At 57.2% G+C, this 22,307-nt stretch carries 21 protein-coding genes; 10 read left to right on the top strand and 11 right to left on the bottom strand.

All coding sequences use genetic code 11. The features are described 5' to 3' along the window. Positions 1-5: 5 nt before the first annotated feature. Together qseC and qseB are read right to left on the bottom strand one after the other, a co-directional pair. Entirely contained in the window at positions 6-1,355 is a 1,350-nt protein-coding gene (gene qseC / locus C2U54_RS00800) for a quorum sensing histidine kinase QseC (protein ID WP_103176971.1), read from the bottom strand. Next, entirely contained in the window at positions 1,352-2,011 is a 660-nt protein-coding gene (qseB, locus tag C2U54_RS00795; protein WP_103176970.1) for a quorum sensing response regulator transcription factor QseB, read from the bottom strand. The genes qseC and qseB overlap by 4 nt, the downstream gene beginning before the upstream one ends. Positions 2,012-2,150: 139 nt before the next feature. Between qseB and C2U54_RS00790 the strand changes: the two genes are divergently transcribed. The 4 genes from C2U54_RS00790 to ftsP all read left to right on the top strand — a co-directional run bounded on the left by C2U54_RS00790 (position 2,151) and on the right by ftsP (position 7,262). Then, positions 2,151-2,552 carry a YgiW/YdeI family stress tolerance OB fold protein gene (locus C2U54_RS00790; protein ID WP_103176969.1) on the top strand — a complete coding sequence of 134 codons (402 nt, stop codon included), beginning with the start codon at positions 2,151-2,153 and terminating at the stop codon, positions 2,550-2,552. 120 nt (positions 2,553-2,672) lie between these two features. Then, complete coding sequence (gene parC / locus C2U54_RS00785) at positions 2,673-4,931, top strand: DNA topoisomerase IV subunit A (RefSeq protein WP_103176968.1); 2,259 nt, start codon at positions 2,673-2,675, stop codon at positions 4,929-4,931. A gap of 122 nt (positions 4,932-5,053) precedes the next feature. After that, on the top strand, positions 5,054-5,791 hold the full coding sequence (gene plsC, locus C2U54_RS00780) for a 1-acylglycerol-3-phosphate O-acyltransferase (protein ID WP_103180982.1): 738 nt from the start codon (positions 5,054-5,056) through the stop codon (positions 5,789-5,791). Between the two features lie 58 nt (positions 5,792-5,849). After that, a complete protein-coding gene (gene ftsP, locus C2U54_RS00775; protein WP_103176967.1) occupies positions 5,850-7,262 on the top strand; it encodes a cell division protein FtsP in 1,413 nt (470 codons plus the stop codon). 39 nt (positions 7,263-7,301) lie between these two features. Here the strand turns inward: ftsP and C2U54_RS00770 are convergent, their stop codons facing one another. Next, positions 7,302-8,795: a TrkH family potassium uptake protein gene (locus C2U54_RS00770; protein ID WP_197431823.1), complete on the bottom strand. Its 1,494-nt coding sequence runs from the start codon at positions 8,793-8,795 to the stop codon at positions 7,302-7,304. A 205-nt stretch (positions 8,796-9,000) separates the two neighbouring features. Here C2U54_RS00770 and C2U54_RS00765 point away from each other — a divergent pair, with 205 nt between their 5' ends. Next, the gene (locus C2U54_RS00765) at positions 9,001-11,175 is read left to right on the top strand and encodes a YgiQ family radical SAM protein (RefSeq protein ID WP_103176966.1); all 2,175 of its coding nucleotides are present in this window, start codon (positions 9,001-9,003) and stop codon (positions 11,173-11,175) included. A gap of 90 nt (positions 11,176-11,265) precedes the next feature. Here the strand turns inward: C2U54_RS00765 and dkgA are convergent, their stop codons facing one another. Both dkgA and yqhD read right to left on the bottom strand, forming a co-directional pair. Beyond that, the gene (gene dkgA, locus C2U54_RS00760; RefSeq protein ID WP_103176965.1) at positions 11,266-12,093 is read right to left on the bottom strand and encodes a 2,5-didehydrogluconate reductase DkgA; all 828 of its coding nucleotides are present in this window, start codon (positions 12,091-12,093) and stop codon (positions 11,266-11,268) included. Positions 12,094-12,198: 105 nt separating this feature from the next. Further along, positions 12,199-13,362, bottom strand: coding sequence for an alcohol dehydrogenase (yqhD, locus tag C2U54_RS00755; protein WP_103176964.1), 1,164 nt, complete (start codon positions 13,360-13,362; stop codon positions 12,199-12,201). A gap of 195 nt (positions 13,363-13,557) precedes the next feature. Between yqhD and C2U54_RS00750 the strand changes: the two genes are divergently transcribed. Beyond that, entirely contained in the window at positions 13,558-14,457 is a 900-nt protein-coding gene (locus C2U54_RS00750; protein WP_103176963.1) for an AraC family transcriptional regulator, read from the top strand. A gap of 88 nt (positions 14,458-14,545) precedes the next feature. Here the strand turns inward: C2U54_RS00750 and yghB are convergent, their stop codons facing one another. Both yghB and metC read right to left on the bottom strand, forming a co-directional pair. Continuing rightward, complete coding sequence (gene yghB / locus C2U54_RS00745) at positions 14,546-15,205, bottom strand: DedA family general envelope maintenance protein YghB (RefSeq protein WP_103176962.1); 660 nt, start codon at positions 15,203-15,205, stop codon at positions 14,546-14,548. 141 nt (positions 15,206-15,346) lie between these two features. Further along, complete coding sequence (gene metC, locus C2U54_RS00740; protein WP_103176961.1) at positions 15,347-16,534, bottom strand: cystathionine beta-lyase; 1,188 nt, start codon at positions 16,532-16,534, stop codon at positions 15,347-15,349. 251 nt (positions 16,535-16,785) lie between these two features. Between metC and exbB the strand changes: the two genes are divergently transcribed. Both exbB and exbD read left to right on the top strand, forming a co-directional pair. Then, entirely contained in the window at positions 16,786-17,517 is a 732-nt protein-coding gene (gene exbB, locus C2U54_RS00730; RefSeq protein WP_103176960.1) for a tol-pal system-associated acyl-CoA thioesterase, read from the top strand. Between the two features lie 6 nt (positions 17,518-17,523). Further along, positions 17,524-17,949, top strand: coding sequence for a TonB system transport protein ExbD (gene exbD / locus C2U54_RS00725; protein ID WP_103176959.1), 426 nt, complete (start codon positions 17,524-17,526; stop codon positions 17,947-17,949). Between the two features lie 104 nt (positions 17,950-18,053). On the opposite strand, the gene C2U54_RS00720 is transcribed toward exbD, so the two are convergent. The 3 genes from C2U54_RS00720 to C2U54_RS00710 form a co-directional block, all read right to left on the bottom strand. Next, positions 18,054-18,950 carry an SDR family oxidoreductase gene (locus C2U54_RS00720; RefSeq protein ID WP_103176958.1) on the bottom strand — a complete coding sequence of 299 codons (897 nt, stop codon included), beginning with the start codon at positions 18,948-18,950 and terminating at the stop codon, positions 18,054-18,056. A 133-nt stretch (positions 18,951-19,083) separates the two neighbouring features. Continuing rightward, positions 19,084-19,536 (bottom strand): cytoplasmic protein, encoded by a 453-nt coding sequence (locus tag C2U54_RS00715; RefSeq protein ID WP_103176957.1) that lies wholly within the window; start codon positions 19,534-19,536, stop codon positions 19,084-19,086. Beyond that, the gene (locus C2U54_RS00710; RefSeq protein ID WP_103176956.1) at positions 19,529-19,933 is read right to left on the bottom strand and encodes a hypothetical protein; all 405 of its coding nucleotides are present in this window, start codon (positions 19,931-19,933) and stop codon (positions 19,529-19,531) included. Before C2U54_RS00710 ends, C2U54_RS00715 begins: the two co-directional genes overlap by 8 nt. Positions 19,934-20,038: 105 nt before the next feature. Here C2U54_RS00710 and C2U54_RS00705 point away from each other — a divergent pair, with 105 nt between their 5' ends. Both C2U54_RS00705 and C2U54_RS00700 read left to right on the top strand, forming a co-directional pair. Beyond that, the gene (locus C2U54_RS00705; protein WP_103176955.1) at positions 20,039-20,542 is read left to right on the top strand and encodes an ESA_00282 family adhesion-associated protein; all 504 of its coding nucleotides are present in this window, start codon (positions 20,039-20,041) and stop codon (positions 20,540-20,542) included. An 81-nt stretch (positions 20,543-20,623) separates the two neighbouring features. Further along, on the top strand, positions 20,624-21,112 hold the full coding sequence (locus tag C2U54_RS00700) for a TIGR00645 family protein (RefSeq protein ID WP_103176954.1): 489 nt from the start codon (positions 20,624-20,626) through the stop codon (positions 21,110-21,112). 90 nt (positions 21,113-21,202) lie between these two features. Here the strand turns inward: C2U54_RS00700 and C2U54_RS00695 are convergent, their stop codons facing one another. Further along, the gene (locus C2U54_RS00695) at positions 21,203-22,243 is read right to left on the bottom strand and encodes an aldo/keto reductase (RefSeq protein WP_103176953.1); all 1,041 of its coding nucleotides are present in this window, start codon (positions 22,241-22,243) and stop codon (positions 21,203-21,205) included. Positions 22,244-22,307: the final 64 nt, after the last annotated feature.

Here is a 22,307-nt window from a genome sequence, read left to right as displayed (position 1 = left end):
ATTCCCTACCAGCCGACGGTGACGGCAAAGCCGCCCTCCGGCGCATTCCCGAGAGTTACCCTCATTCGATGCAGGGCGGCAATCCGTTTGACGATAGACAACCCCAGCCCGCTGCCGGTTTGCTCCTGCCCTGGCGGGCGATAGAAGCGCTCGCCGATCCGCGCCAGCGCCTCGGGGGCAATGCCCGCTCCGTTGTCACGGACGGTAAAACTGCGGCTATCGAGCGTAACCTCCACCACACTGCCGCGCGGGCTGTAGCGTACGGCGTTATCCAGCAGATTGCGTACCAGCAGGCTCAGCAGCAGCTGCTGGCCGGGGCGGGTGACCTGCGGGGCGTTGATGTTCAGGCGCATCTCGATCCCGGCCTGCTGCGCCGGAGAGTAGATCGCCATCACCGCCGACTGAAGAACATCGGCCAGCAACAGGGATTCCACGTCATCGAGGCTCTCCAGTGAATCCAGGCGCGACAGGGTCAGGAGCTGCTCAACCAGCCGCGATGCCCGGTCGATACCGGCGTGTAGCTGGTTCAGCGCTTTGCCCTGCGCCTCAGGATCGTCCAGCGACAGCTGCGCCACGTCGGTCTGCACTTTCAGGGCGGTGAGGGGGCTGCGCAGTTCGTGGGCGGCATCGGAGGTAAAGCGGCGCTCGCGGGCCATCATCTCCTGGGTGCGGGCGAACAGATGATTCAGCGCATCGAGCAGCGGACGAACCTCAACGGGCACGCCGTGGGTCGGCAGGCGGTCAGTGGCATCCGGTGAGCGGAGGCGCAGGGTTTGCGCCAGCTTTTTCAGCGGGTGCAGTTCCCGGCTCAGCAAGACGATAAGCAACAGCAGCATCACCGGCAGCGCCACCAGCCAAGGCGTGAGCTGCGATCGCACCACGTCCAGCGCCATCTCCTGACGGTACTCCCGCTCCTGGCCGACCACCACCCGGTACTTGCCGTCCGGGGCGGTAAGCCAGAGGAAGCGCCATTCGTCGTTATCGTCGTCCAGCCGCCCGTTGTCGAAGCCCTCCCGGCGATAGTGGTACGGAATGTCGCGTCCGTTTTCGCCGTCGTTAAGCACCATTTTGCCCTCGGGGGTGTAGATGGCGAAGGCCAGCGCATCGTCATCCAGATGGCCGTGACGGGCTTTTTTCGGCACCTCGCGCATGCGTTCCGGGGCTTTGAGCTCGTCGAGATCCATGGTCAGCAGCCTTTTGGCAAACAGCATCTGCTGGGTGTCAAACAGCTTATCGAGCTTATCGGTGGTCTGGTGCCAGGCGACGATGCTCGCGGCAAACCATGCCGTCAGCGACAGGGCTAAGAACAGCAGCGTCAGGCGCAGCTTGAGGCTGAGGCGTTGGGTCAGTTTCATGCGTCACCCAGGGTATAACCGATGCCGTGCACGGTGCGGATAACATCGCTGCCGAGCTTGCGGCGCAGATGGTGTATGTGGACTTCTATGGCGTTACTGGAGACGTCGTCATCCCAGGTATAGAGCTTCTCTTCAATCAGCTTCCGCGGCAGGACGCGGCCTGCGTTGCGCATCAGGAGTTCCAGCAGGGCAAACTCTTTCGGCTTCAGCACCAGAGTTTCGCCGTTCAGGGTGGCGACGAGGCTGGTGGGATTGAGCGTGATTTTACCGTGGCGCAGTTCGCTGTGCGCCTGCCCGTGGCTGCGGCGCACCAGCGCCTCCAGACGGGCAGCCACCTCAATCAGGGCGAAGGGTTTACAGAGATAATCGTCAGCCCCCAGGCGCAGCCCCTCGACGCGCTGATCGAGCGCATCCCGCGCGGTTAATATCAGCACCGGTTCGTCGCGCCCCTGTGCCCGCCATTCGCGCAGGATTTGTAGCCCGTCGAGGCCGGGCAGCGTCAGGTCGAGTACCACGGCGTCGTAGGGGGCGCTATAGAGCGCCGCACGGCCCGTTTCGCCGTCGGTGAACCAGTCCACGCAAAAGCCCATTTTCGTCAGCCCGGCTTTAATGCCATCGCCAATCAGCCTGTCATCTTCTACCAGTAAAATGCGCATGTTTCCCTCCCTGATGCCGTCAGTAAACCCTCTGTTACGCACAGCTGTACAGTAAAAAAATTTAAATTTTCCGCTTAAGAAGTTGTTAAGGTTTACCCTGTTTAATGGATTGCGAAACGACATTAAAGGGAGAGTTAAGATGAAAAAAATCGCTGCTATTGCTGCCATCATGATGATCACCTCCGCGCCGGTGTTTGCGGCACAGGGGGGATTTAATGGCCCATCCGCGACGGCAACCCAGACGCAAACCCAGCAGGGCGGGTTTGTCGATAATGACGCTAACCTCACCACGGCGCAGAAGGTCAAGGATATGAAGGATGACAGCTGGGTGAAACTGCGCGGGACGATTACCGAGCGCCTCTCTGACGACCGTTATACCTTCCGTGATGAGAGCGGCACGGTAACGGTGGAGATCGACAATAAACACTGGAACGGCCAGACCATTACGCCGCAGGATAAGGTTGAGCTGCAGGGCAAGGTCGATAAAGAGTGGAACGATTTCGAAATCGACGTGAAACAGGTTATCAAGCTGAATAAATAACCCATCAAGGGGCCGCTATTCCGGCCCCTTTTTCTTTGTGACTCGACTCGCCAGATAAGGTAGTATCTGCGGCAATATTGCCTGAAACCAACTGGTTTCTGAGTTGAGGAATCCCATTTAATGAGCGATATGGCAGAGCGCCTCGCGCTACATGAATTCACGGAAAACGCCTACCTGAACTACTCCATGTACGTCATCATGGACAGGGCGTTGCCGTTTATCGGAGATGGCCTGAAACCCGTTCAGCGCCGCATCGTTTATGCGATGTCTGAGCTGGGACTGAATGCCAGCGCCAAGTTTAAAAAATCCGCCCGTACCGTGGGTGACGTGCTGGGTAAATACCATCCGCACGGCGACAGCGCCTGTTATGAAGCGATGGTGTTGATGGCCCAGCCGTTCTCCTACCGCTATCCGCTGGTCGACGGCCAAGGGAACTGGGGTGCGCCGGACGATCCGAAGTCGTTCGCGGCGATGCGTTATACCGAATCCCGTCTCTCAAAATATGCCGAACTGCTGCTCAGCGAGCTGGGCCAGGGCACCGTGGAGTGGGTACCCAACTTCGACGGTACGCTGCAGGAGCCGAAAATGCTGCCTGCGCGTCTGCCGAACATTCTGCTGAACGGCACCACCGGTATTGCCGTCGGGATGGCGACGGATATCCCGCCGCACAACCTGCGTGAAGTGGCGAAAGCGGCCATTACCCTGATTGAACAGCCGAAGACCACGCTGGACGATCTGCTGGATATCGTGCAGGGGCCGGACTTCCCGACCGAAGCGGAGATCATCACCTCCCGCGCGGAAATCCGCAAAATCTACCAGAACGGTCGCGGCTCGGTGCGTATGCGCGCGGTGTGGACCAAAGAGGATGGCGCGGTGGTGATTACCGCGCTGCCGCACCAGGTCTCGGGCGCGAAGGTGCTGGAGCAGATCGCCGCCCAGATGCGCAATAAAAAGCTGCCGATGGTGGACGATCTGCGCGATGAATCCGACCACGAAAACCCGACCCGTCTGGTGATCGTGCCGCGTTCCAACCGTGTGGATATGGAGCCGGTGATGAATCACCTGTTCGCCACCACCGATCTGGAAAAAAGCTACCGTATCAACCTGAACATGATCGGGCTGGATGGCCGTCCGGCGGTGAAAAACCTGCTGGAGATCCTCACCGAATGGCTGACGTTCCGCCGCGATACGGTGCGCCGTCGTCTGAATCACCGTCTGGAGAAAGTGCTTAAGCGCCTGCATATCCTCGAAGGTTTGCTGGTGGCGTTCCTCAACATCGACGAAGTGATTGAGATCATCCGTACCGAGGATGAGCCGAAGCCAGCCCTGATGTCGCGCTTTGGCATCAGCGAAACCCAGGCGGAAGCGATCCTCGAGCTGAAACTGCGCCATCTCGCGAAGCTGGAAGAGATGAAAATTCGCGGTGAGCAGAATGAGCTGGAAAAAGAGCGCGATCAGCTGCAGGCGATCCTCGCCTCCGAACGCAAGATGAACAACCTGCTGAAGAAAGAGCTGCAGGCTGACGCCGATGCCTTCGGCGATGAGCGTCGCTCTCCGCTGCACGAGCGTGAAGAAGCGAAAGCGATGAGCGAGCATGACATGCAGCCGTCCGAGCCGGTGACCATTGTGCTGTCACAAAGCGGCTGGGTGCGTAGCGCCAAAGGTCATGATATCGACGCGCCGGGTCTGAGTTACAAAGCGGGCGACAGCTTCAAAGCCGCCGTGAAGGGCAAGAGCAACCAGCCGGTGGCCTTTATCGACACCACCGGGCGTAGCTACGCCATCGACCCGATTACGCTGCCGTCAGCGCGCGGGCAGGGCGAGCCGCTCACCGGCAAGCTGACGCTGCCGCCAGGGGCGACCGTCGAGCATATGCTGATGGAAGGTGATGAGCAGAAACTGCTGATGGCCTCCGATGCGGGTTACGGCTTCATCTGTACCTTTAACGATCTGATCTCGCGCAACCGTGCGGGCAAAGCGTTGATTAGCCTGCCGGATAACGCCCGGGTCATGGCCCCGCTGGTGATTGAAGACGAGAACGACATGCTGCTGGCGATCTCCGCCGCGGGCCGCATGCTGATGTTCCCGCTCAGCGATCTGCCGCAGCTGTCGAAAGGCAAAGGCAACAAGATCATCAACATCGCTGCGGCGGATGCGGCAAAAGGGGAAGACAGCCTGGCGCACCTCTTTATTCTGCCGCCGCAGAGCACGTTGACCATCCATGTGGGTAAACGCAAAATCAAGCTGCGCCCGGAAGAGCTGCAGAAAGTGGTGGGCGAACGTGGACGCAAAGGATCGCTGATGCGTGGCTTGCAGCGCATTGACCGTGTAGAGATCGACTCTCCACACCGCGCGACATCGGGCGACAACGAAGCGTAACAGAGCACCTCCCCCTCCGCTCAGGAGGGGGACTCGTGAAAAACATCCGTTATAGAAACAAAGGAGTTACCCGCTCACAGTTGCAGTATAATCGCCAACTGTCAGGGGTTTTTGAGGTCGCTATGCTATTAATTGTTCGAACCATTCTTGCCGTTATCTACTGCATTCTGGTCTGTATCTTCGGCTCTGTTTACTGCCTGTTCAGCCCGCGTAATCCAAAACACGTTGCCACCTTTGGCCACATGTTTGCCCGTCTGGCGCCGCTGTTTGGCCTGAAGGTGGAAACGCGTCTGCCGGAAGGGGCAGAGAAATTTGGTAATGCTATCTATATCGGTAACCACCAGAATAACTACGATATGGTGACCGCAGCGAAAATCGTGCAGCCGCCAACCGTCACCGTGGGCAAGAAAAGCCTGCTGTGGATCCCGTTCTTCGGCCAGCTCTACTGGCTCACCGGCAACCTGCTGATTGACCGCAACAACCGGGCCAAAGCGCACGGCACGATTGCCGAGGTGGTGAACCACTTCAAAAAGCGCAAGATCTCTATCTGGATGTTCCCGGAAGGGACCCGCAGCCGGGGTCGTGGCCTGCTGCCGTTCAAAACTGGCGCATTTCATGCCGCAATTGCGGCAGGCGTACCGATTATTCCAGTGTGTGTTTCCAACACATCGAATAAGATAAACCTGAATCGTCTGCGTAACGGTCTGGTCATCGTAGAAATGCTGCCGCCGGTCGATGTCAGTAAATATGGCAAAGACCAGGTACGCGAGCTGGCGGCACATTGCCGCGAATTAATGCTGAATAAAATCGCTGAGCTCGATAAAGAAGTCGCAGAGCGAGAAGCTGCTGGCAAGGTTTAAGCCGGTTTAAAGGGAAAACGAATTCCCGTGTGTTAGTGCGTTTATAGATGGAGCCATTATGTCACTCAGTCGCCGTCAGTTTATTCAGGCATCGGGGATCGCCCTTTGTGCAGGCGCGGTTCCGCTGAGGGCAAACGCCGCCGGGCAGCAGCAGCCGCTGCCCATTCCGCCGTTACTGGAATCCCGCCGCGGGCAGCCGCTGTTTCTGACGCTACAGCGCGCCCACTGGTCGTTCACTCAGGGTACCCGGGCTTCGGTCTGGGGCATCAACGGACGCTACCTCGGCCCGACGGTGCGCGTCTGGAGCGGCGATGACGTCAAACTGATCTACAGCAACCGCCTGGCGGAGAATGTCGCCATGACCATCAGCGGGATGCAGGTGCCGGGCCCGCTGCTGGGCGGTGCGCCGCGCATGATGTCCGCAAGCGCCGACTGGGCACCGGTTCTGCCGGTCCGCCAGCGCGCCGCGACCCTCTGGTATCACGCCAACACCCCAAACCGCACCGCGCAGCAGGTCTACAACGGTCTGGCCGGGATGTGGCTGATAGAGGATGAGGTCAGTAAATCCCTGCCGATCCCGAACCACTACGGGGTGGATGACTTCCCGCTCATCATTCAGGACAAGCGGCTGGATAATTTCGGTACGCCGGAGTACAGCGAGCCGGGCAGCGGCGGTTTTGTGGGTGATACGCTGCTGGTCAACGGCGCGCAAAGCCCCTATGTCGAGGTGTCACGCGGCTGGGTACGCCTGCGTCTGCTGAATGCCTCCAACTCGCGTCGCTATCAACTGCAGATGAGCGATGGCCGCGCGCTGCACGTCATTGCCGGGGATCAGGGCTTTTTACCGGCTCCGGTGTCGGTTAAACAGCTGGCGCTGGCGCCGGGCGAGCGACGCGAAATCCTGGTGGATATGACCAACGGCGAAGAGGTGTCGATCACCTGTGGCGAGGCGGCGGGCATTGTTGATCGTCTGCGCGGTTTCTTTGAGCCGTCGAGCATTCTGGTTTCGACGCTGGTGTTAACCCTGCGTCCAACCGGCCTGCTGCCGCTGGTGACCGATACCCTGCCGATGCGCCTGCTGTCGGAGGAGATCCTGAGCGGTACGCCGGTGCGCAGCCGGGATATCAGCCTTGGCGACGATCCGGGCATTAACGGCCAGCTGTGGGATGTGAACCGCATCGATATCACCGCCCAGCAGGGCTCCTGGGAGCGCTGGACGGTGCGCGCCGACAGGCCGCAGTCGTTCCATATCGAAGGGGTGAGTTTCCTTATCCGCAACGTCAACGGCGCCATGCCGTTCCCGGAAGACAGAGGCTGGAAGGATACCGTCTGGGTCGACGGGCAGGTGGAACTGCTGGTCTATTACGGGCAGCCTTCCTGGCCGCACTTCCCGTTCCTGTTCCACAGCCAGACACTGGAGATGGCGGATCGCGGCTCGGTGGGGCAGCTGCTGGTGAATCCGGCCCCGTAATTCTCTCCCGCCCGGCATCCTCTGCCGGGCGTGTTGTTTCTAGGCCCGCCAGAAGAAGCGCGAGCAGAGGATCAGTATCGGATAGATCTCCAGACGCCCCAGAATCATCGCCACGCACATCAGGTATTTTGCCCCTTCCGTCAGCGTACCGAACGTTGACGCAGTTTCACCGAATCCTAGCCCCATATTGTTGATGCAGGCGGCGACCGTGGCGAAGGAGGTGAACAGATCGTACCCCATCAGATTCAGCGCCCAGATAAAAAAGGCGGTAAACAGGACGTAGAGAAAGAAGAAGCTCCAGACCGAACGCAGTACGCGCTCGTTGACCACGCTTTTACCGATGCGCACCGGCAAAAGGGCGCGTGGATGGCCAAGCTGGTGCAGCTCCTGGCGGCACTGTTTGAACATGATCAGAAAACGCAGCGCCTTGATCCCGCCGCAGGTGGAGCCGATACAGCCGCCGAAGAAGCTGGCCAGTAACAGTAAAAAGATGGTGTGCGCGGGCCACTGGGCATAGTCCCCGGTCGACAGGCCATTATCGGTCATCATCGAGCTGGCAAGAAAAAAGGCATGCACCAGACTGTCAGGGATGTTGTACATCCCTGCATGCCATACCTGCCAGGCGGTGATCAAAATGATGATGGCCGCGGCAATCAGAAAGAACTTTAGCTCCTGGTTACGGCGAAACGGCTTCAGCGTGCGGCGGGTAATGGCCACATACCAGAGGGTAAAGTTGAAAGCGGAGAGCAGGGAGAACAGCCCGGCGACCAGCTCCACGGCATGGCTGTCGTAAAAACCGATACTCTCCGAACGGGTGGAGAAGCCGCCGAGGGAGACGGTTGAGAGCCCGTGGCACAGCGCGTCGAAGAACGACATCCCCGCAAGCCAGTAGGCCAGCGTGCAGGTTAGCCCCAGCAGCAGATAGGTGAGCCAGAGAGTGCGTGAGGTATCCGCCAGCCGGGGAGTGAGGCGCTCCTCTTTAAACGGTCCTGGCATTTCAGACTGATAAAGCTTCATGCCGCCAATGCCGAGAAACGGCAGCACCGCCACCGCCAGCACGATGACCCCAAGGCCGCCGATAAAATTGAGCTGCGCGCGATAGTAGAGATACGATTTTGGCAGGGCGCTGACGTCGCCAATCACCGTAGCCCCGGTGGTGGTGATCCCCGATACCCCTTCAAAAAGCGCATCCGCCAGCGAGAGTTTCTGCGCGTCATCCATCCACAGCGGCATGGCGCTAATCAGCGAAAAGAGGAACCAGAACAGTACGATAATCACAAACCCGTCGCGGGTGCGCAGCTGGATCCCGGCATGTTTGGTCATCAGCCAGGTGCCGCCACCGAGGGTAAAAAAGGTCACGAAGGTGCTCAAAAAGGCGATATAGCTGCGCTCTTTATTTGCCAGCGCGATGGCCATCGGCGGCAGCATCGAGAAGCTATAAAGCAACACCAAAAACCCGCACAGATGCATCACAACCTGTAGCTGGGAAACCTGAGAAGAGTGGCTGCCTCGCAAAGTGTCATTCCCCGTCATGGCCGTTTTTGCTGAGCAAAAACGGGCTAAAAATCCTGCGTAGTAAAGCGGTTATTCGTCAGCGCGCGGCATTCTAGCAGGTTGTTTACAGCGCTTGTGGAAGTTTCGTTAACCTGGCGCCATTTTGGCGCGTTCCCCACTTCATTTATTGCAGAAGAACAGCGTATAATCGCCGCCCTTTGATTATTTTTTCTTCGGAAGCATTATGAGCGCAATTTCCCTGATCCAGCCGGATCGTGACCTCTTCTCCTGGCCGCAGTACTGGGCGGCCTGCTTTGGACCGGCGCCTTTCCTGCCGATGTCTCGTGAAGAGATGGACCAACTTGGCTGGGACAGCTGCGACATTATCCTGGTGACGGGTGACGCTTACGTCGATCATCCGAGCTTTGGTATGGCGATCTGCGGTCGCATGCTCGAAGCCCAGGGCTTCCGCGTCGGGATCATTGCCCAGCCTGACTGGAACAGCAAAGATGATTTTATGCGCCTCGGTAAGCCTAACCTCTTCTTCGGCGTTACCGCGGGCAACATGGACTCGATGATCAACCGCTACACCGCCGACCGCAAGCTGCGTCACGACGACGCCTACACCGCGGATAACGTGGCGGGCAAGCGTCCGGATCGCGCAACCCTCGTCTACACCCAGCGCTGCAAAGAGGCCTGGAAAGATGTACCGGTTATCCTGGGGGGTATCGAAGCGAGCCTGCGCCGTACCGCGCACTACGACTACTGGTCTGATACCGTGCGCCGTTCGGTGCTGGTGGACTCCAAAGCCGACATGCTGATCTTCGGCAACGGCGAGCGTCCGCTGGTGGAAGTGGCGCATCGTCTGGCGCAGGGCGAACCAGTGGGCGACATCCGCGACGTGCGTAACACCGCCATCATGGTGAAAGAGGCGCTGCCGGGCTGGAAAGGGGTGGATTCCCGTATCATCGATATGCCGGGCAAAATCGATCCGATCCCGCATCCATACGGCGAAGATCTGCCGTGTGCGGATAATAAGCCGGTTGCGCCGAAGAAAGCCGAAGCAAAAGCCATCGTGGTGCAGCCGCCGCGTCCGAAGCCGTGGGAAAAGACCTACGTGCTGCTGCCATCCTTTGAGAAGGTAAAAAGCGACAAGGTGCTCTACGCGCATGCGTCCCGTATTCTGCACCACGAAACCAACCCGGGCTGTGCCCGTGCGCTGATGCAAAAGCACGGTGAGCGCTACATCTGGGTAAACCCGCCGGCGATCCCGCTCTCTACCGAAGAGATGGACAGCGTATTTGCGCTGCCGTACAAGCGCGTGCCGCACCCGTCATACGGCAACAGCCGTATCCCGGCGTATGAGATGATCCGCTTCTCGATCAACATCATGCGTGGCTGCTTCGGGGGCTGCTCTTTCTGTTCGATCACCGAGCATGAAGGGCGCATTATTCAGAGCCGCTCTGAAGACTCTATCGTCAACGAGATCGAAGCCATTCGCGACACGGTGCCGGGCTTTACCGGCGTCATCTCCGATCTGGGTGGCCCAACCGCCAACATGTACATGCTGCGCTGTAAGTCGCCGCGCGCGGAGCAGACCTGCCGTCGTCTCTCCTGTGTCTATCCGAGCATTTGCGAACATATGGACACCAACCATGAGCCGACGATCAACCTGTACCGTCGTGCCCGCGATCTGAAGGGCATCAAGAAGATCCTCATCGCTTCCGGGGTGCGTTATGACATCGCCGTGGAAGATCCGCGCTACATCAAAGAGCTGGCGACCCACCATGTGGGCGGCTACCTGAAGATCGCCCCGGAGCATACCGAAGAGGGGCCATTATCGAAGATGATGAAGCCGGGGATGGGGAGCTACGATCGCTTTAAAGAGCTGTTCGATACCTATTCGAAGCAGGCCGGGAAAGAGCAGTACCTGATCCCGTACTTTATCTCCGCGCACCCGGGCACGCGTGACGAAGACATGGTGAACCTGGCCCTGTGGCTGAAGCAGCGTCGCTTCCGTCTGGATCAGGTGCAGAACTTCTATCCGTCGCCGCTGGCGAACTCAACCACCATGTATTACACCGGCAAGAACCCGCTGAGTAAGATTGGCTATAAGAGTGAGGATGTGGTGGTGCCGAAGGGGGACAAACAGCGTCGCCTGCATAAAGCCCTGCTGCGTTATCACGATCCGAAAAACTGGCCGCTGATCCGCCAGGCGCTGGAAGAGATGGGCAAAAAGCACCTGATTGGCTCACGCCGCGACTGTCTGGTACCTGCGCCAACGGTTGAAGAGATGCGCGAAGCGCGCCGCCAGAACCGCAATACACGTCCGGCCCTGACCAAGCACACGCCAATTGTGCATCAGCGTTCGAACGGTGGGGCGAGCACGAAGAAGAGTGTAAAACGTAAGGCCGGTTAAGCCTGTAAAAAAGCCCGGTGGCGCTGCGCTTACCGGGCCTACAAGTCTGAACGTAGGCCGGGTAAGGCGAAGCCGCCACCCGGCTTTTTACTAACCGCCAAACTGGTCCGGATCCGGGCCTAAACGCTTGCCTTTATCCAGCTTCGCAATTTCACCCAGTTCATCTTTATCCAGGCGGAAATCCCACACGTTGAAGTTCTCAGCGATGCGCGACGGGGTGACCGATTTCGGGATCACCACCAGACCGCAGTCCAGATGCCAGCGAATAACAATCTGTGCCGGGGTTTTGCCATACTTATCGGCCAGATCGCGGATAATTTTCTGATCGAAGACCCCTTCGCCGCCCTGAGCCAGCGGGCTCCAGGATTCGGTCTGAATTTTGTGGGTCGCATTCCATGAATGAAGCTGGCGCTGCTGCATCAGCGGGTGCAGCTCAATCTGGTTGATCACCGGGGCGACGCCCGTCTCATCGATCAGGCGCTGCAGATGGTGAACCTGGAAGTTACAGACCCCGATGCTTTTTATCAGTCCGGCTTTTTGCAGCTCAATCATCCCTTTCCAGGCCTCGACGTAATGGTCGATAGCCGGAACCGGCCAGTGCATCAGATAGAGATCGACAAAATCGAGCTGCAGCTTGTCCAGGCTCTCCTGGAGGGCTTCTGCCGGACGCTTCTGGTCGTCGTTCCACAGCTTGGTCGTAATGAACAGCTCATCGCGGGGTACGCCAGCGCTGGCAAGGGCCTTGCCGACGCCCTCCTCATTTTTGTAGGCGGCAGCGGTATCAATGGAGCGATAGCCGACTTCCAGTGCTTTATGAATGGCGGAGACGACCTCGTCGTTACCGGCTTTCCATACGCCGAGCCCCAACTGGGGCATTACGTTGCCATCCTGAAGCTTGATTACGGTTTGGTTTGCCATTTTTCCTCCTTCATTGGACATCCACCAGGAGTGATCCCCTGGTGGCGTATGTGCATTAAGCCTGGCCTAAATGCCGAAAAACGGAAGGCAATCGCGTAAAATCAGTTAGCGAGCGGCCTCGTAAATACGGCGGCTTACATCGAGAGTAATGTCATGATGTTCCCCGATTTGCGTCATGCCGTGCTCCTCGAGTTTTGCCAGCAGGGCAGGGATGGAACTGCCGTCCAGACCGTAGCCGGAGAGACGCGTCGGAACACCCAGCTGCTCGAAGAAGTTGCGGGTGGCAGCGATAGCCGCATCGATACGCTCATCTTCAGAACCGGCAGTAATACCCCAGACGCGCTCAGCGTACTGCAGCAGCTTGCCACGCTTGGTGTCGCGTTTTTCATTCCACAGCGCAGGCAGAACCACGGCCAGGGTCTGGGCATGATCGAGGCCGTGCATCGCCGTCAGCTCGTGGCCCAGCATGTGGGTTGCCCAGTCTTGCGGCACGCCGGCACCAATCAGGCCGTTCAGCGCCTGAGTCGCAGCCCACATCACGTTGGCACGCACTTCGTAGTTTTCTGGCTCTTTCAGCGCCAGCGGGCCATCTTCGATCAGGGTCAGCAGAATGCCCTCGGCGAAACGATCCTGAATTTTGGCGTTTACCGGGTAAGTAACGTACTGCTCAACGGTGTGGACAAAGGCATCCACCACGCCGTTCGCCACCTGACGCGGCGGCAGGGTGTAGGTGTAAACCGGATCCAGCACCGCAAACACCGGCTGCACGTGCTCGTTCATAAAGGCCTGCTTGTCGCCGGTGGTTTTACGTGAGATCACCGCGCCTTTATTGGATTCGGAGCCGGTCGCCGGCAGGGTCAGTACGGAGCCCATCGGAATGGCGCTCTTAATGTCGCTGCCGCCGGTTTGCAGGATGTGCCACGGGTCGATGGTTTCATCGTAATGGGCCGCCGCGGCAATGAACTTGGTGCCGTCCAGCACCGAGCCGCCACCCACCGCCAGCAGGAAGGTGATCTGCTCGTCACGGGCGATTTTCACCGCCTTCATCAGCGTTTCGTAAGAGGGGTTTGGCTCAATGCCGCTGAACTCGCGCACGTCCATGCCTTCCAGCGCGGAGTAAACCTGATCCAGGACGCCATTCTTCTTCACGCTACCGCCGCCATAGGTAATCAGGACGCGGGCGTTGGCCGGGATCTGCTCGCGCAGATCGGCGATGGCGCCTTTACCAAACAGGATGCGGGTTGGGGTATGCAGATTAAAATTGTTCATTGTTCGTTCCCTTTGGTGGGTGAAAAAACGGGGCGGCACAGAGGGCTGCCTGATGGTGCTCATTGTGGCGAGCGCACGCGCTCCTCTCAATGCACATTCCTGCCGTTGTCTTGCCCATTTCTACACAGTGCTGGAGAAAACAGGAAAAAATGCGCACACTGCAGGTGTCGGAAAACGTACCCGGAGTGAGAGAAGATGAAACGTGAAGCCGTCTGCCAGCAGCTAACGGAACAAATTAAGAAACTGAAAGATAATGAAAATTATCTTGATACGCTGCTGCCGGATGTTCGTCTGCTGTATGGGACTCAGCCCTACGCCCGCACGCCGGTGATGTATCAGCCGGGTATCATTTTTCTCTTTTCTGGCCACAAAATTGGCTACATCAACGAGCGGGTATTTCGTTACGACCCCAACGAATATCTGCTCCTGACAGTACCTTTACCCTTTGAATGTGAAACTTTCGCGACAGAGGCGGTACCGCTGGCAGGTATTCGCTTAAATATCGATATTCTGCAACTGCAGGAACTGCTGATGGACATTGGCGAGGACGAACTGTTTCGCCCGTCGATGGCGGCGAGCGGCATCAACTCCGCCACGCTGACGGATGAGATCCTCTGCGCCATTGAACGTCTGCTGGACGTGATGGAGCGGCCGCTGGACGCGCGGATTCTGGGTAAGCAGATCGTGCGTGAAATCCTCTACCACATCCTGCTGGGGCCAGGCGGCGGGGCGCTGCTGGCGTTGGTCAGCCGTCAGACCCATTTCAGCCTGATTGGCCGGGTGTTGAAACGCATCGAGAGCCAGTACACCGAAAACCTGAGCGTGGATCAGCTGGCGGCTGAGGCCAACATGAGCGTCTCGGCGTTCCACCATAACTTTAAGTCGGTAACCAGCACCTCGCCGCTGCAGTATCTCAAGAGCTACCGCCTGCATAAGGCGCGGATGATGATGATCCACGATGGTATGAAAGCCAGCGCCGCCGCGCTGCGGGTAGGCTATGAAAGCGCCTCGCAGTTCAGCCGGGAGTTCAAGCGCTACTTTGGCGTGACGCCGGGGGAAGATGCGGCGCGGATGCGGATGATGCAGGGGATGTGATTGACATGTAGGCCGGGCAAACGCAGTGCCGCCCGGCGCTTTTCCCCGGAGGCGCTACGCTTACCGGGGCTACAACGACAGCAGCGCCTCAGGCGTTGCAGTACTTCTTACGGATCACCACCACGATGGTTCCTACCAGCCCTGCGACCAGCAGGAAAATAGGCAGGATCATCAGGAAGGTCATGACCTGATCTTCATGGCGTTTAACGAACGGGATCATACTCAGCGCATAGCCAAAAGTGGTCACGACCCCGACCCACAGCAGCGCGCTCAGCCAGTTAAAGAACTGGAAGCGGCGGTTAGAGAGCCCGGAGATGCCAGCCATGGTTGGCAGCAGCGTACGCACAAAGGCCAGAAAACGCCCGACCAGCAGCGCCAGCAGGCCATGCCTGTCAAACATGCAGTTCGCCCGCTGATGGTATTTATGCGGCAGCTGCGCCAGCCAGCTTTTGACCACCCGCGTATTGCCGAGCCAGCGGCCCTGCAAATAGCTGAGCCAGCAGCCCAGGCTGGCGGCTGAGGTGAGGATCACCATCGTGGGGGTAAAGTCCATCACCCCTTTACCGATTAACGCCCCTGCCAGCAGCAGCAGACTGTCCCCCGGTAAAAAGGAGGCGGGCAGTAACCCGTTTTCCAGAAACAATGTGGCGAACATAACGAAATAGACAATCCCAACCACGTGCGGGTCCGCCAGCGCTGCAAAGTCGTGTTGCCAGAGTGCAGCGATAATATCTTGAATAACAGCCATGGGCTTTCCTGTGGAACAGCATATATAAGGCTATTGTACTCCCTATTTCGTCGGCGGGCTTTGATCGCAGACGCAACAAATCAGACTTTTCTGCAGCTAATGGAGAGAAAAGTGTCCGCGGAGTGTGTTTGTGGCCCTGCGCTATTCAATGCGCGCAAACCCGGCTTGCAGATCGGCAATCAAATCGTCGACGTTTTCCAGGCCGATATGCAGGCGGATCAGGGTGCCGGTAAAGTCCACTTTGCCGCCGGGACGCAGGGCCGCAATCTGCTCTGGCTGGTTCGGCAGGATCAGCGATTCAAAGCCGCCCCAGGAGTAGGCCATGCTGAACAGCGAGAAGTTATCCAGGTAAGCGGCGAGCTCGTCATTGCTCAGGCGTTTATTAAGCACAAAGGAGAACAGACCGCTGCTGCCCGTAAAGTCACGTTGCCAGAATTCATGTCCGACGCTGCCCGGCAGTGCCGGATGGTTAACCTGCGCCACCTGGGGATGCTGCGCCAGCCACTGTGCAATCTGCACGCTGCTTTCATGATGTTGACGCAGACGCACGCCGAGGGTACGCAAGCCGCGGCTGGTCATATAGGCGGTGTCGGCATCCACCATCTGGCCCATCAGATAGGCGTTCTCGCGCAGCTGCTCCCAGCAGCGGGCGTTGGAAACCGCGGTACCAATCATCCCGTCAGAGTGGCCAATCAGGTACTTCGTCGCCGCCTGAATCGAGATGTCGATACCAAAATCGAGCGCCTTAAACAGCACCCCTGCCGCCCAGGTGTTATCAATCATGATGATAGCGTCCGGCGCTTTGCTGCGTACCGCCTGCACAATGGCTGGCACATCATGCACTTCCATGGTGATAGAGCCGGGTGATTCCAGGAACACAATCCGGGTGTTGGGCTGGATCAGCTCGGCGATGTTCGCGCCAATCTGCGGATCGAACCAGTCGGTAGTGACCCCCAGCTTGCTGAGGATTTTGGTGCAGAAGTCCTGGCTTGGCTCGTAGGCGGTGTTGGTCATCAGGATATGGTCGCCCTGCTCAACGAACGCCAGAATGGTATTGGCCACCGCCGCGGCACCGCAGGGGAAGAGCGCACAGCCCGCGCCGCCCTCCAGCTCGCACATCGCTTCCTGTAACGAGAAGTGGGTCAGCGTGCCGCGACGCCCGTAAAACAGTTCACCGTTGGCCCGGTTACGGGTGGCGTGCTTTTTCGCCTCCACGGTATCAAACACCAGCGACGAGGCGCGCTGGATGACGCTGTTCACGGAACCAAGGGTATATTTTTTACTGCGTCCCGCCTGGACAAGGGTGGTATCAAGATGCTTCTCTTTCATGTCTGCGCAACCTGTTTTTATACGTCTGGACGTCCAGACTATCACGAAAGTAAAAATGGTCACCTTAACGGTAGTGGGTTCAGCGGAAAATTTTTTAAAATTTGTTTCCGGGAAATTTTTCCTGCGTAAGCGCAAGGAAAATGAAACGAATTTACGGCACTATGTAAATACTAATGAGAACTACTATCAATTCGACGTTGTTTTGATATTATTATGCTCAGATTTTGTGATTTGCGTCCTGGAGATACCGAGTGGGTAATAATTTGATGCAGACGGACCTCTCCGTCTGGGGTATGTATCATCATGCCGACATCGTGGTGAAGATTGTCATGATCGGCCTGATTCTGGCGTCTGTCGTCACCTGGGCTATTTTCTTTAGCAAGAGCGTAGAGCTTCTTTCCCATAAACGCCGCCTTAAGCGCGAGCAGCAGCAGCTGGCCGAAGCCCGTACCCTGAATCAGGCGAGCGACATGGCCGCCTCCTTCCAGGCGAAGAGCCTGACCACCCTGTTAATCAACGAAGCGCAGAACGAGCTCGAACTTTCTGCAGGCAGTGAAGACAACGAAGGGATTAAAGAGCGTACCGGCTTCCGCCTTGAGCGTCGCGTTGCGGCCGTTGGCCGTCATATGGGACGGGGTAACGGTTACCTGGCGACCATCGGCGCGATTTCGCCGTTCGTCGGTCTGTTCGGTACCGTCTGGGGCATCATGAACAGCTTTATCGGCATCGCCCAGACGCAAACCACCAACCTCGCGGTTGTGGCGCCCGGCATCGCCGAAGCGCTGCTGGCAACAGCCATTGGTCTGGTGGCGGCAATCCCGGCAGTCGTGATCTATAACGTCTTCGCCCGTATGATTGGCAGCTACAAAGCGACCCTCGGCGACGTTGCCGCCCAGGTTCTGCTCCTGCAAAGCCGCGATCTGGATCTCAGCGCCAGCTCGGCTAAGCCGATTCGTTCTGCTCAGAAATTTCACGTAGGTTGATTCGTCATGGCAATGCGTCTTAATGAAAATCTGGACGATAACGGCGAAATGCACGAAATCAACGTGACGCCGTTTATCGACGTTATGCTGGTTCTGCTGATTATCTTCATGGTGGCGGCGCCGCTGGCGACCGTAGACGTGAAGGTGAATCTGCCTGCGTCATCCAGTCAGCCGCAGCCGCGCCCGGAAAAACCGATTTATCTCTCTGTAAAGGCCGATAAATCTATGTTCCTCGGCAACGATCCGGTGACCGATGAGTCGGTGATCCCGGCGCTGAACGCCCTGACCGAAGGCAAGAAAGAGACTACCGTCTTCTTCCGCGCCGATAAGACGGTCGATTACGAAACCATGATGAAGGTAATGGACACGCTGCACCAGGCGGGTTACCTGAAAATTGGTCTCGTCGGCGAAGAGAAAGCGGCGGCGAAATAAAGAGAAACGGCAACCCACGGGTTGCCGTTTTTGTATTTGCCGGATGGCGCCTGCATGCGAAACGTAGGCCGGGTAAGGCGAAGCCGCCACCCGGCACTGCACCATCAGCCTAAATGTTCCCCACCGCACACGCCGTGCACTTCTGCGGTCACGTAGCTGGACTCCTGACTTGCCAGATAGACATAGACCGGCGCCAGCTCCGCAGGCTGCCCTGCGCGCTTCATCGGCGTCTGCTGACCAAACTGCGGGAGCTTCTCCTGAGGCTGACCGCCGGAGACTTGCAGCGCCGTCCAGATAGGACCAGGGGCTACCACGTTGACGCGCACGCCGGTGTCAGCCACCTGTTTCGCCAGCCCGCGGCTGAAGTTGAGAATAGCCGCTTTAGTGGAAGCATAGTCCAGCAGATGCGGGCTCGGCTGATAGGCCTGAATCGAGGAGGTGGTGATAATGCTCGACCCGGCGGGCAGCAGCGGCAGTGCCTCCTGGGTAATCCAGAACAGAGCCAGCACGTTCACGGCATAGGTCTGCTTAAACTGCTCGGTGGTGATATCGGCAATCTTCTCCACCGCCACCTGCTTACCGGCTACCAGCGCCAGCACGTCCAGCCCACCCAGCTCCTGATGGGCTTTATGTACCAGCGAGCGGGCAAATTGTTCATCGCTCAGGTCGCCAGGGATGAGCACCGCTTTGCGCCCGGCCTCTTCAATAAGCTGCTTAACCTGCTGGGCATCCTCTTCTTCGGCGGGCAGATAGTTAATGGCGACGTCTGCTCCTTCACGCGCGTAAGCGATGGCGGCAGCGCGTCCAATCCCGGAATCGCCCCCTGTCACCAGTGCCTTACGATCCTGTAGTCTGCCGCTGCCTTTATAGCTCTTTTCGCCGCAGTCCGGCACTGGGTCCATCTTGCTCTGCAGCCCCGGTACAGGCTGTTTCTGCTTGGGATATTCGCCGGTGTAGTACTGGGTTGTCGGATCCTGAATTTTGCTCTGAGAGTTTGCCATAGGTGTTCTCCTTGAGGGGTTAATCAGACTTTAAGCTTAGGAGAATCAACTGGGCTGTGAGGATTATTCAGGATAATCCTTAAAAGAAATGGGCTGAGCAGAAACAGGCGAGACGGCAGGGTTCGGCGAGAGGTTACGGCTTTTGCGGTGGGATGTCCGCTTTCGCGGCCAGTACCTCTTCATTCAGCGCAACGGTGGTCACGCTGGTGGTGCGATAGCCTTCATCAGCCAGCTTACGGGTGACGCGCAGGGTCGCGGTTTCACGTGCCAGAATATATTGATAATTGGTTTCCAGGCGCGCCAGTATTTTTTCTTTTAAATCCGGACGCTGTTGCATAATGGCGTTTATTGTCGCGCCATAGATCTCTTCTTTTACCTGCAATGGATAAATTTCACGGCGATTCTGCCATTTCAGACGCACCAGGCCCGCCGGAATGGAGAGCAGATCTTTAGCAATTCTTTGTATTTCAGCATTTTTAATCTCTTTAAGTGCGGCAAGGTTTTGCTCTAAGATAAATTCATCGCTTTTTTTGTCATCTAAAGCTAAATAAACGTTGTTATTATCAACATCCTTCACGTTATTCATCCTCTAGCGTATAAAACACAGGCGTGTTTTTTTCGCAGGTAATAAGATTCAACCAGATTTCATTACCGGCTTCGTTAATCTCATCGGTTTTTTCCGCCAATATTTGACTTAGTGCCTGGGCATCTATTTCCCCCTCCGCCTGCAAATCATTCAGCAGCCGGGCGAACACCTCGATTTTAACTACCCGAAATAACCGGTCTTTAATATGCCGATCGTGCTCTTCAAGCAACATATTGCGGGAGTTACCGGTACGGGTAACGCCAATTAATATATCTGGCGCGTAATCAGCGAGTGTTCTTTTCCCCTTAGTGAAATTGGCATTGCTTTCTGCTTCTGGCGGTTTTGGTTCCACGGAAGAAATGTGAAACTTGGCCGGAACCAGATTGTCGGGCAACATTTTATATTTCCTTTAATTTCAACGGGGTAGGGTTGTCTGGAGTGTGAGATTCGTTGACAATAACATGAGGCAAATTTAAAATCAAAAAAAATGGAGCCTGCCTATATGAACAGCATTTTTTATACTGTCATTACTTTGTTATTGCTTACCGCCGTAGTTCTTTTATTGATGCGCGAGTTCAATAAAAGTAGCGATGTGGGGAGCGCGCACGTCCCGCCTCAGCCGGAGCGGATGTCAAAAGAAGAGGGCGAAGACCATTTTTCTGTGTTAATGAATGCGATTACCCCGGTTTGGTACTGGCGCGTTAACCATGAATATATTGATTTCCTCCATGCCACAATTAAACGAATGAATATGGTGGAAATAAATAGCATTCCTGACCTGTTTGAGGCGCAGCGTCGTTGCAGCGATCTTAACTCGGCGGTCTACAAATATTACGACAATATCAAGAAGCGCTGCCTGAACGGCGAAAAAGTGTCGCACACCGATCTGGAGGTGATGAACCTGCGCCAGTGTTTTCGCGAGTTCAGCCTCGAGGCGTATCCCTCGCTGGTGGTGCTGGTGTGGCCTGAGTATCAGCGCCCGGTGGTAAAGCCTGAGCAAGTGTAGGGGACCTGTTGTTTAGTTGTTGCAAACAATTTGGGCCATTGCGATATACTGCACACTGGTTTCGTTTGCAGACAGGACTCTATGGAACGCTTTTTTGAAAACGCAATGTATGCCTCCCGCTGGTTGTTAGCCCCGGTCTATTTTGGCCTCTCGCTGGCGCTGGTGGCGCTCTGTATTAAATTCTTTCAGGAAATTTTTCACGTTCTGCCGCATATATTCAGCATCGCTGAATCTGACCTGATCCTGCTTTTGCTGTCGCTGGTGGATATGACGCTGGTGGGCGGCCTGCTGGTGATGGTGATGTTTTCGGGCTACGAAAATTTCGTCTCGCAGCTGGATATCTCCGCAGATAAAGAGAAGCTGAGCTGGCTTGGCAAAATGGATGCGTCGTCGCTGAAAAACAAAGTGGCGGCGTCGATTGTGGCGATCTCCTCCATTCACCTGCTGCGGGTGTTCATGGATGCCAAAAATATCCCTGACAACAAGATGATGTGGTACGTGATTATCCACCTCACGTTTGTGCTGTCGGCATTTGTGATGGGATATCTGGACAAGCTGAGCCGCAAATAAGACAAAACGCCTGATGGCGCTGCGCTTATCAGGCCTACGGGGGCCTGTAGGTCGGGTAAGCGCAGCGCCACCCGACACCATCCGCTGAAATTATTTATCCGAAGAGGCTTGCCACAGATTCAGCTGCCCGTCGGCCACATGCTGGTCAATCCGCTGCAGCTCCTCTTCGCTAAAGTGCAGGTTATTCAGCGCCTGCACATTCTCCTCCAGCTGCTCCGTCCGGCTGGCGCCAATCAGTACCGAGGTGACACGCTCATCTTTCAGCAGCCAGCTCAGCGCCATCTGCGCCATCGTCTGTCCGCGCGCCTGGGCCATCTCATTGAGCAAACGCAGGCTGTTCAGGTTGGCTTCGGTCAGCATATTTTCCGTCAGGCCGCGCGCCTTTTTGCCCTCACGCTGCATGCGGGAGCCGTCAGGAATGCCGTTCAGGTATTTTCCGGTCAACAGCCCCTGGGCCAGCGGCGTAAAGGCGATGCAGCCGGTGCCGTTAGCGGCCAGGGTATCCAGTAAGCCGCTCTTGTCCACCCAGCGGTTAAGCAGGTTGTATGAGGGCTGGTGGATAAGCAGCGGGATTTTCCACTCGCGCAGCAGCTCCGCCATTTTCTGGGTCCGCTCCGGCGACCAGGAGGAAATGCCCACGTACAGCGCTTTCCCGCTCTGCACCGCCTGCGCCAGCGCAGAAGCGGTCTCCTCCATTGGCGTGTTTTCATCGACCCGGTGTGAATAGAAGATATCCACGTAGTCCAGCCCCATCCGCTTGAGGCTTTGATCGAGGCTGGCGAGCAGATACTTGCGCGAACCCCCCGCACCGTAAGGCCCCGGCCACATGTCATAGCCCGCTTTGGTGGAGATAATCAGTTCGTCGCGATAAGCCGCGAAATCATCGCGCAGCAGGCGGCCAAAATTTTCCTCCGCGCTGCCCGGCGGTGGGCCATAGTTATTGGCGAGATCGAAATGGGTGATGCCGCAATCGAAGGCTTTTCGCAGCAGGGCGCGCTGTGAGTCGAGGGCGTGGACGTGGCCGAAGCTGTGCCACAGGCCGAGTGACAGGGCGGGTAAGCGCAGGCCGCTTTTACCGCAGTAACGGTACTGCATCGTCTCGTAGCGGTCAGGGGAGGCGTTCCAGGGCATGATGTCTCCTTTCTTAGTGATTGATTTTCGAAACAGCGTTTCTATTCTAACCTTAGTTCGTTCA

This window comes from Leclercia sp. LSNIH1, assembly GCF_002902985.1.
GTDB lineage: Bacteria > Pseudomonadota > Gammaproteobacteria > Enterobacterales > Enterobacteriaceae > Enterobacter.
The sequence above is the reverse complement of the archived record's forward strand: the minus strand, read 5'-3'. Positions and strand labels throughout refer to the sequence as shown.

What these genes read in the sequence shown, in the direction of transcription:
- qseC (WP_103176971.1), bottom strand. Translation starts at nt 1,355, where the DNA reads ATGAAACTGACCCAACGCCTCAGCCTCAAGCTGCGCCTGACGCTGCTG.
- qseB (WP_103176970.1), bottom strand. Translation starts at nt 2,011, where the DNA reads ATGCGCATTTTACTGGTAGAAGATGACAGGCTGATTGGCGATGGCATT.
- C2U54_RS00790 (WP_103176969.1), top strand. Translation starts at nt 2,151, where the DNA reads ATGAAAAAAATCGCTGCTATTGCTGCCATCATGATGATCACCTCCGCG.
- parC (WP_103176968.1), top strand. Translation starts at nt 2,673, where the DNA reads ATGAGCGATATGGCAGAGCGCCTCGCGCTACATGAATTCACGGAAAAC.
- plsC (WP_103180982.1), top strand. Translation starts at nt 5,054, where the DNA reads ATGCTATTAATTGTTCGAACCATTCTTGCCGTTATCTACTGCATTCTG.
- ftsP (WP_103176967.1), top strand. Translation starts at nt 5,850, where the DNA reads ATGTCACTCAGTCGCCGTCAGTTTATTCAGGCATCGGGGATCGCCCTT.
- C2U54_RS00770 (WP_197431823.1), bottom strand. Translation starts at nt 8,795, where the DNA reads ATGACGGGGAATGACACTTTGCGAGGCAGCCACTCTTCTCAGGTTTCC.
- C2U54_RS00765 (WP_103176966.1), top strand. Translation starts at nt 9,001, where the DNA reads ATGAGCGCAATTTCCCTGATCCAGCCGGATCGTGACCTCTTCTCCTGG.
- dkgA (WP_103176965.1), bottom strand. Translation starts at nt 12,093, where the DNA reads ATGGCAAACCAAACCGTAATCAAGCTTCAGGATGGCAACGTAATGCCC.
- yqhD (WP_103176964.1), bottom strand. Translation starts at nt 13,362, where the DNA reads ATGAACAATTTTAATCTGCATACCCCAACCCGCATCCTGTTTGGTAAA.
- C2U54_RS00750 (WP_103176963.1), top strand. Translation starts at nt 13,558, where the DNA reads ATGAAACGTGAAGCCGTCTGCCAGCAGCTAACGGAACAAATTAAGAAA.
- yghB (WP_103176962.1), bottom strand. Translation starts at nt 15,205, where the DNA reads ATGGCTGTTATTCAAGATATTATCGCTGCACTCTGGCAACACGACTTT.
- metC (WP_103176961.1), bottom strand. Translation starts at nt 16,534, where the DNA reads ATGAAAGAGAAGCATCTTGATACCACCCTTGTCCAGGCGGGACGCAGT.
- exbD (WP_103176959.1), top strand. Translation starts at nt 17,524, where the DNA reads ATGGCAATGCGTCTTAATGAAAATCTGGACGATAACGGCGAAATGCAC.
- C2U54_RS00720 (WP_103176958.1), bottom strand. Translation starts at nt 18,950, where the DNA reads ATGGCAAACTCTCAGAGCAAAATTCAGGATCCGACAACCCAGTACTAC.
- C2U54_RS00715 (WP_103176957.1), bottom strand. Translation starts at nt 19,536, where the DNA reads ATGAATAACGTGAAGGATGTTGATAATAACAACGTTTATTTAGCTTTA.
- C2U54_RS00710 (WP_103176956.1), bottom strand. Translation starts at nt 19,933, where the DNA reads ATGTTGCCCGACAATCTGGTTCCGGCCAAGTTTCACATTTCTTCCGTG.
- C2U54_RS00705 (WP_103176955.1), top strand. Translation starts at nt 20,039, where the DNA reads ATGAACAGCATTTTTTATACTGTCATTACTTTGTTATTGCTTACCGCC.
- C2U54_RS00700 (WP_103176954.1), top strand. Translation starts at nt 20,624, where the DNA reads ATGGAACGCTTTTTTGAAAACGCAATGTATGCCTCCCGCTGGTTGTTA.
- C2U54_RS00695 (WP_103176953.1), bottom strand. Translation starts at nt 22,243, where the DNA reads ATGCCCTGGAACGCCTCCCCTGACCGCTACGAGACGATGCAGTACCGT.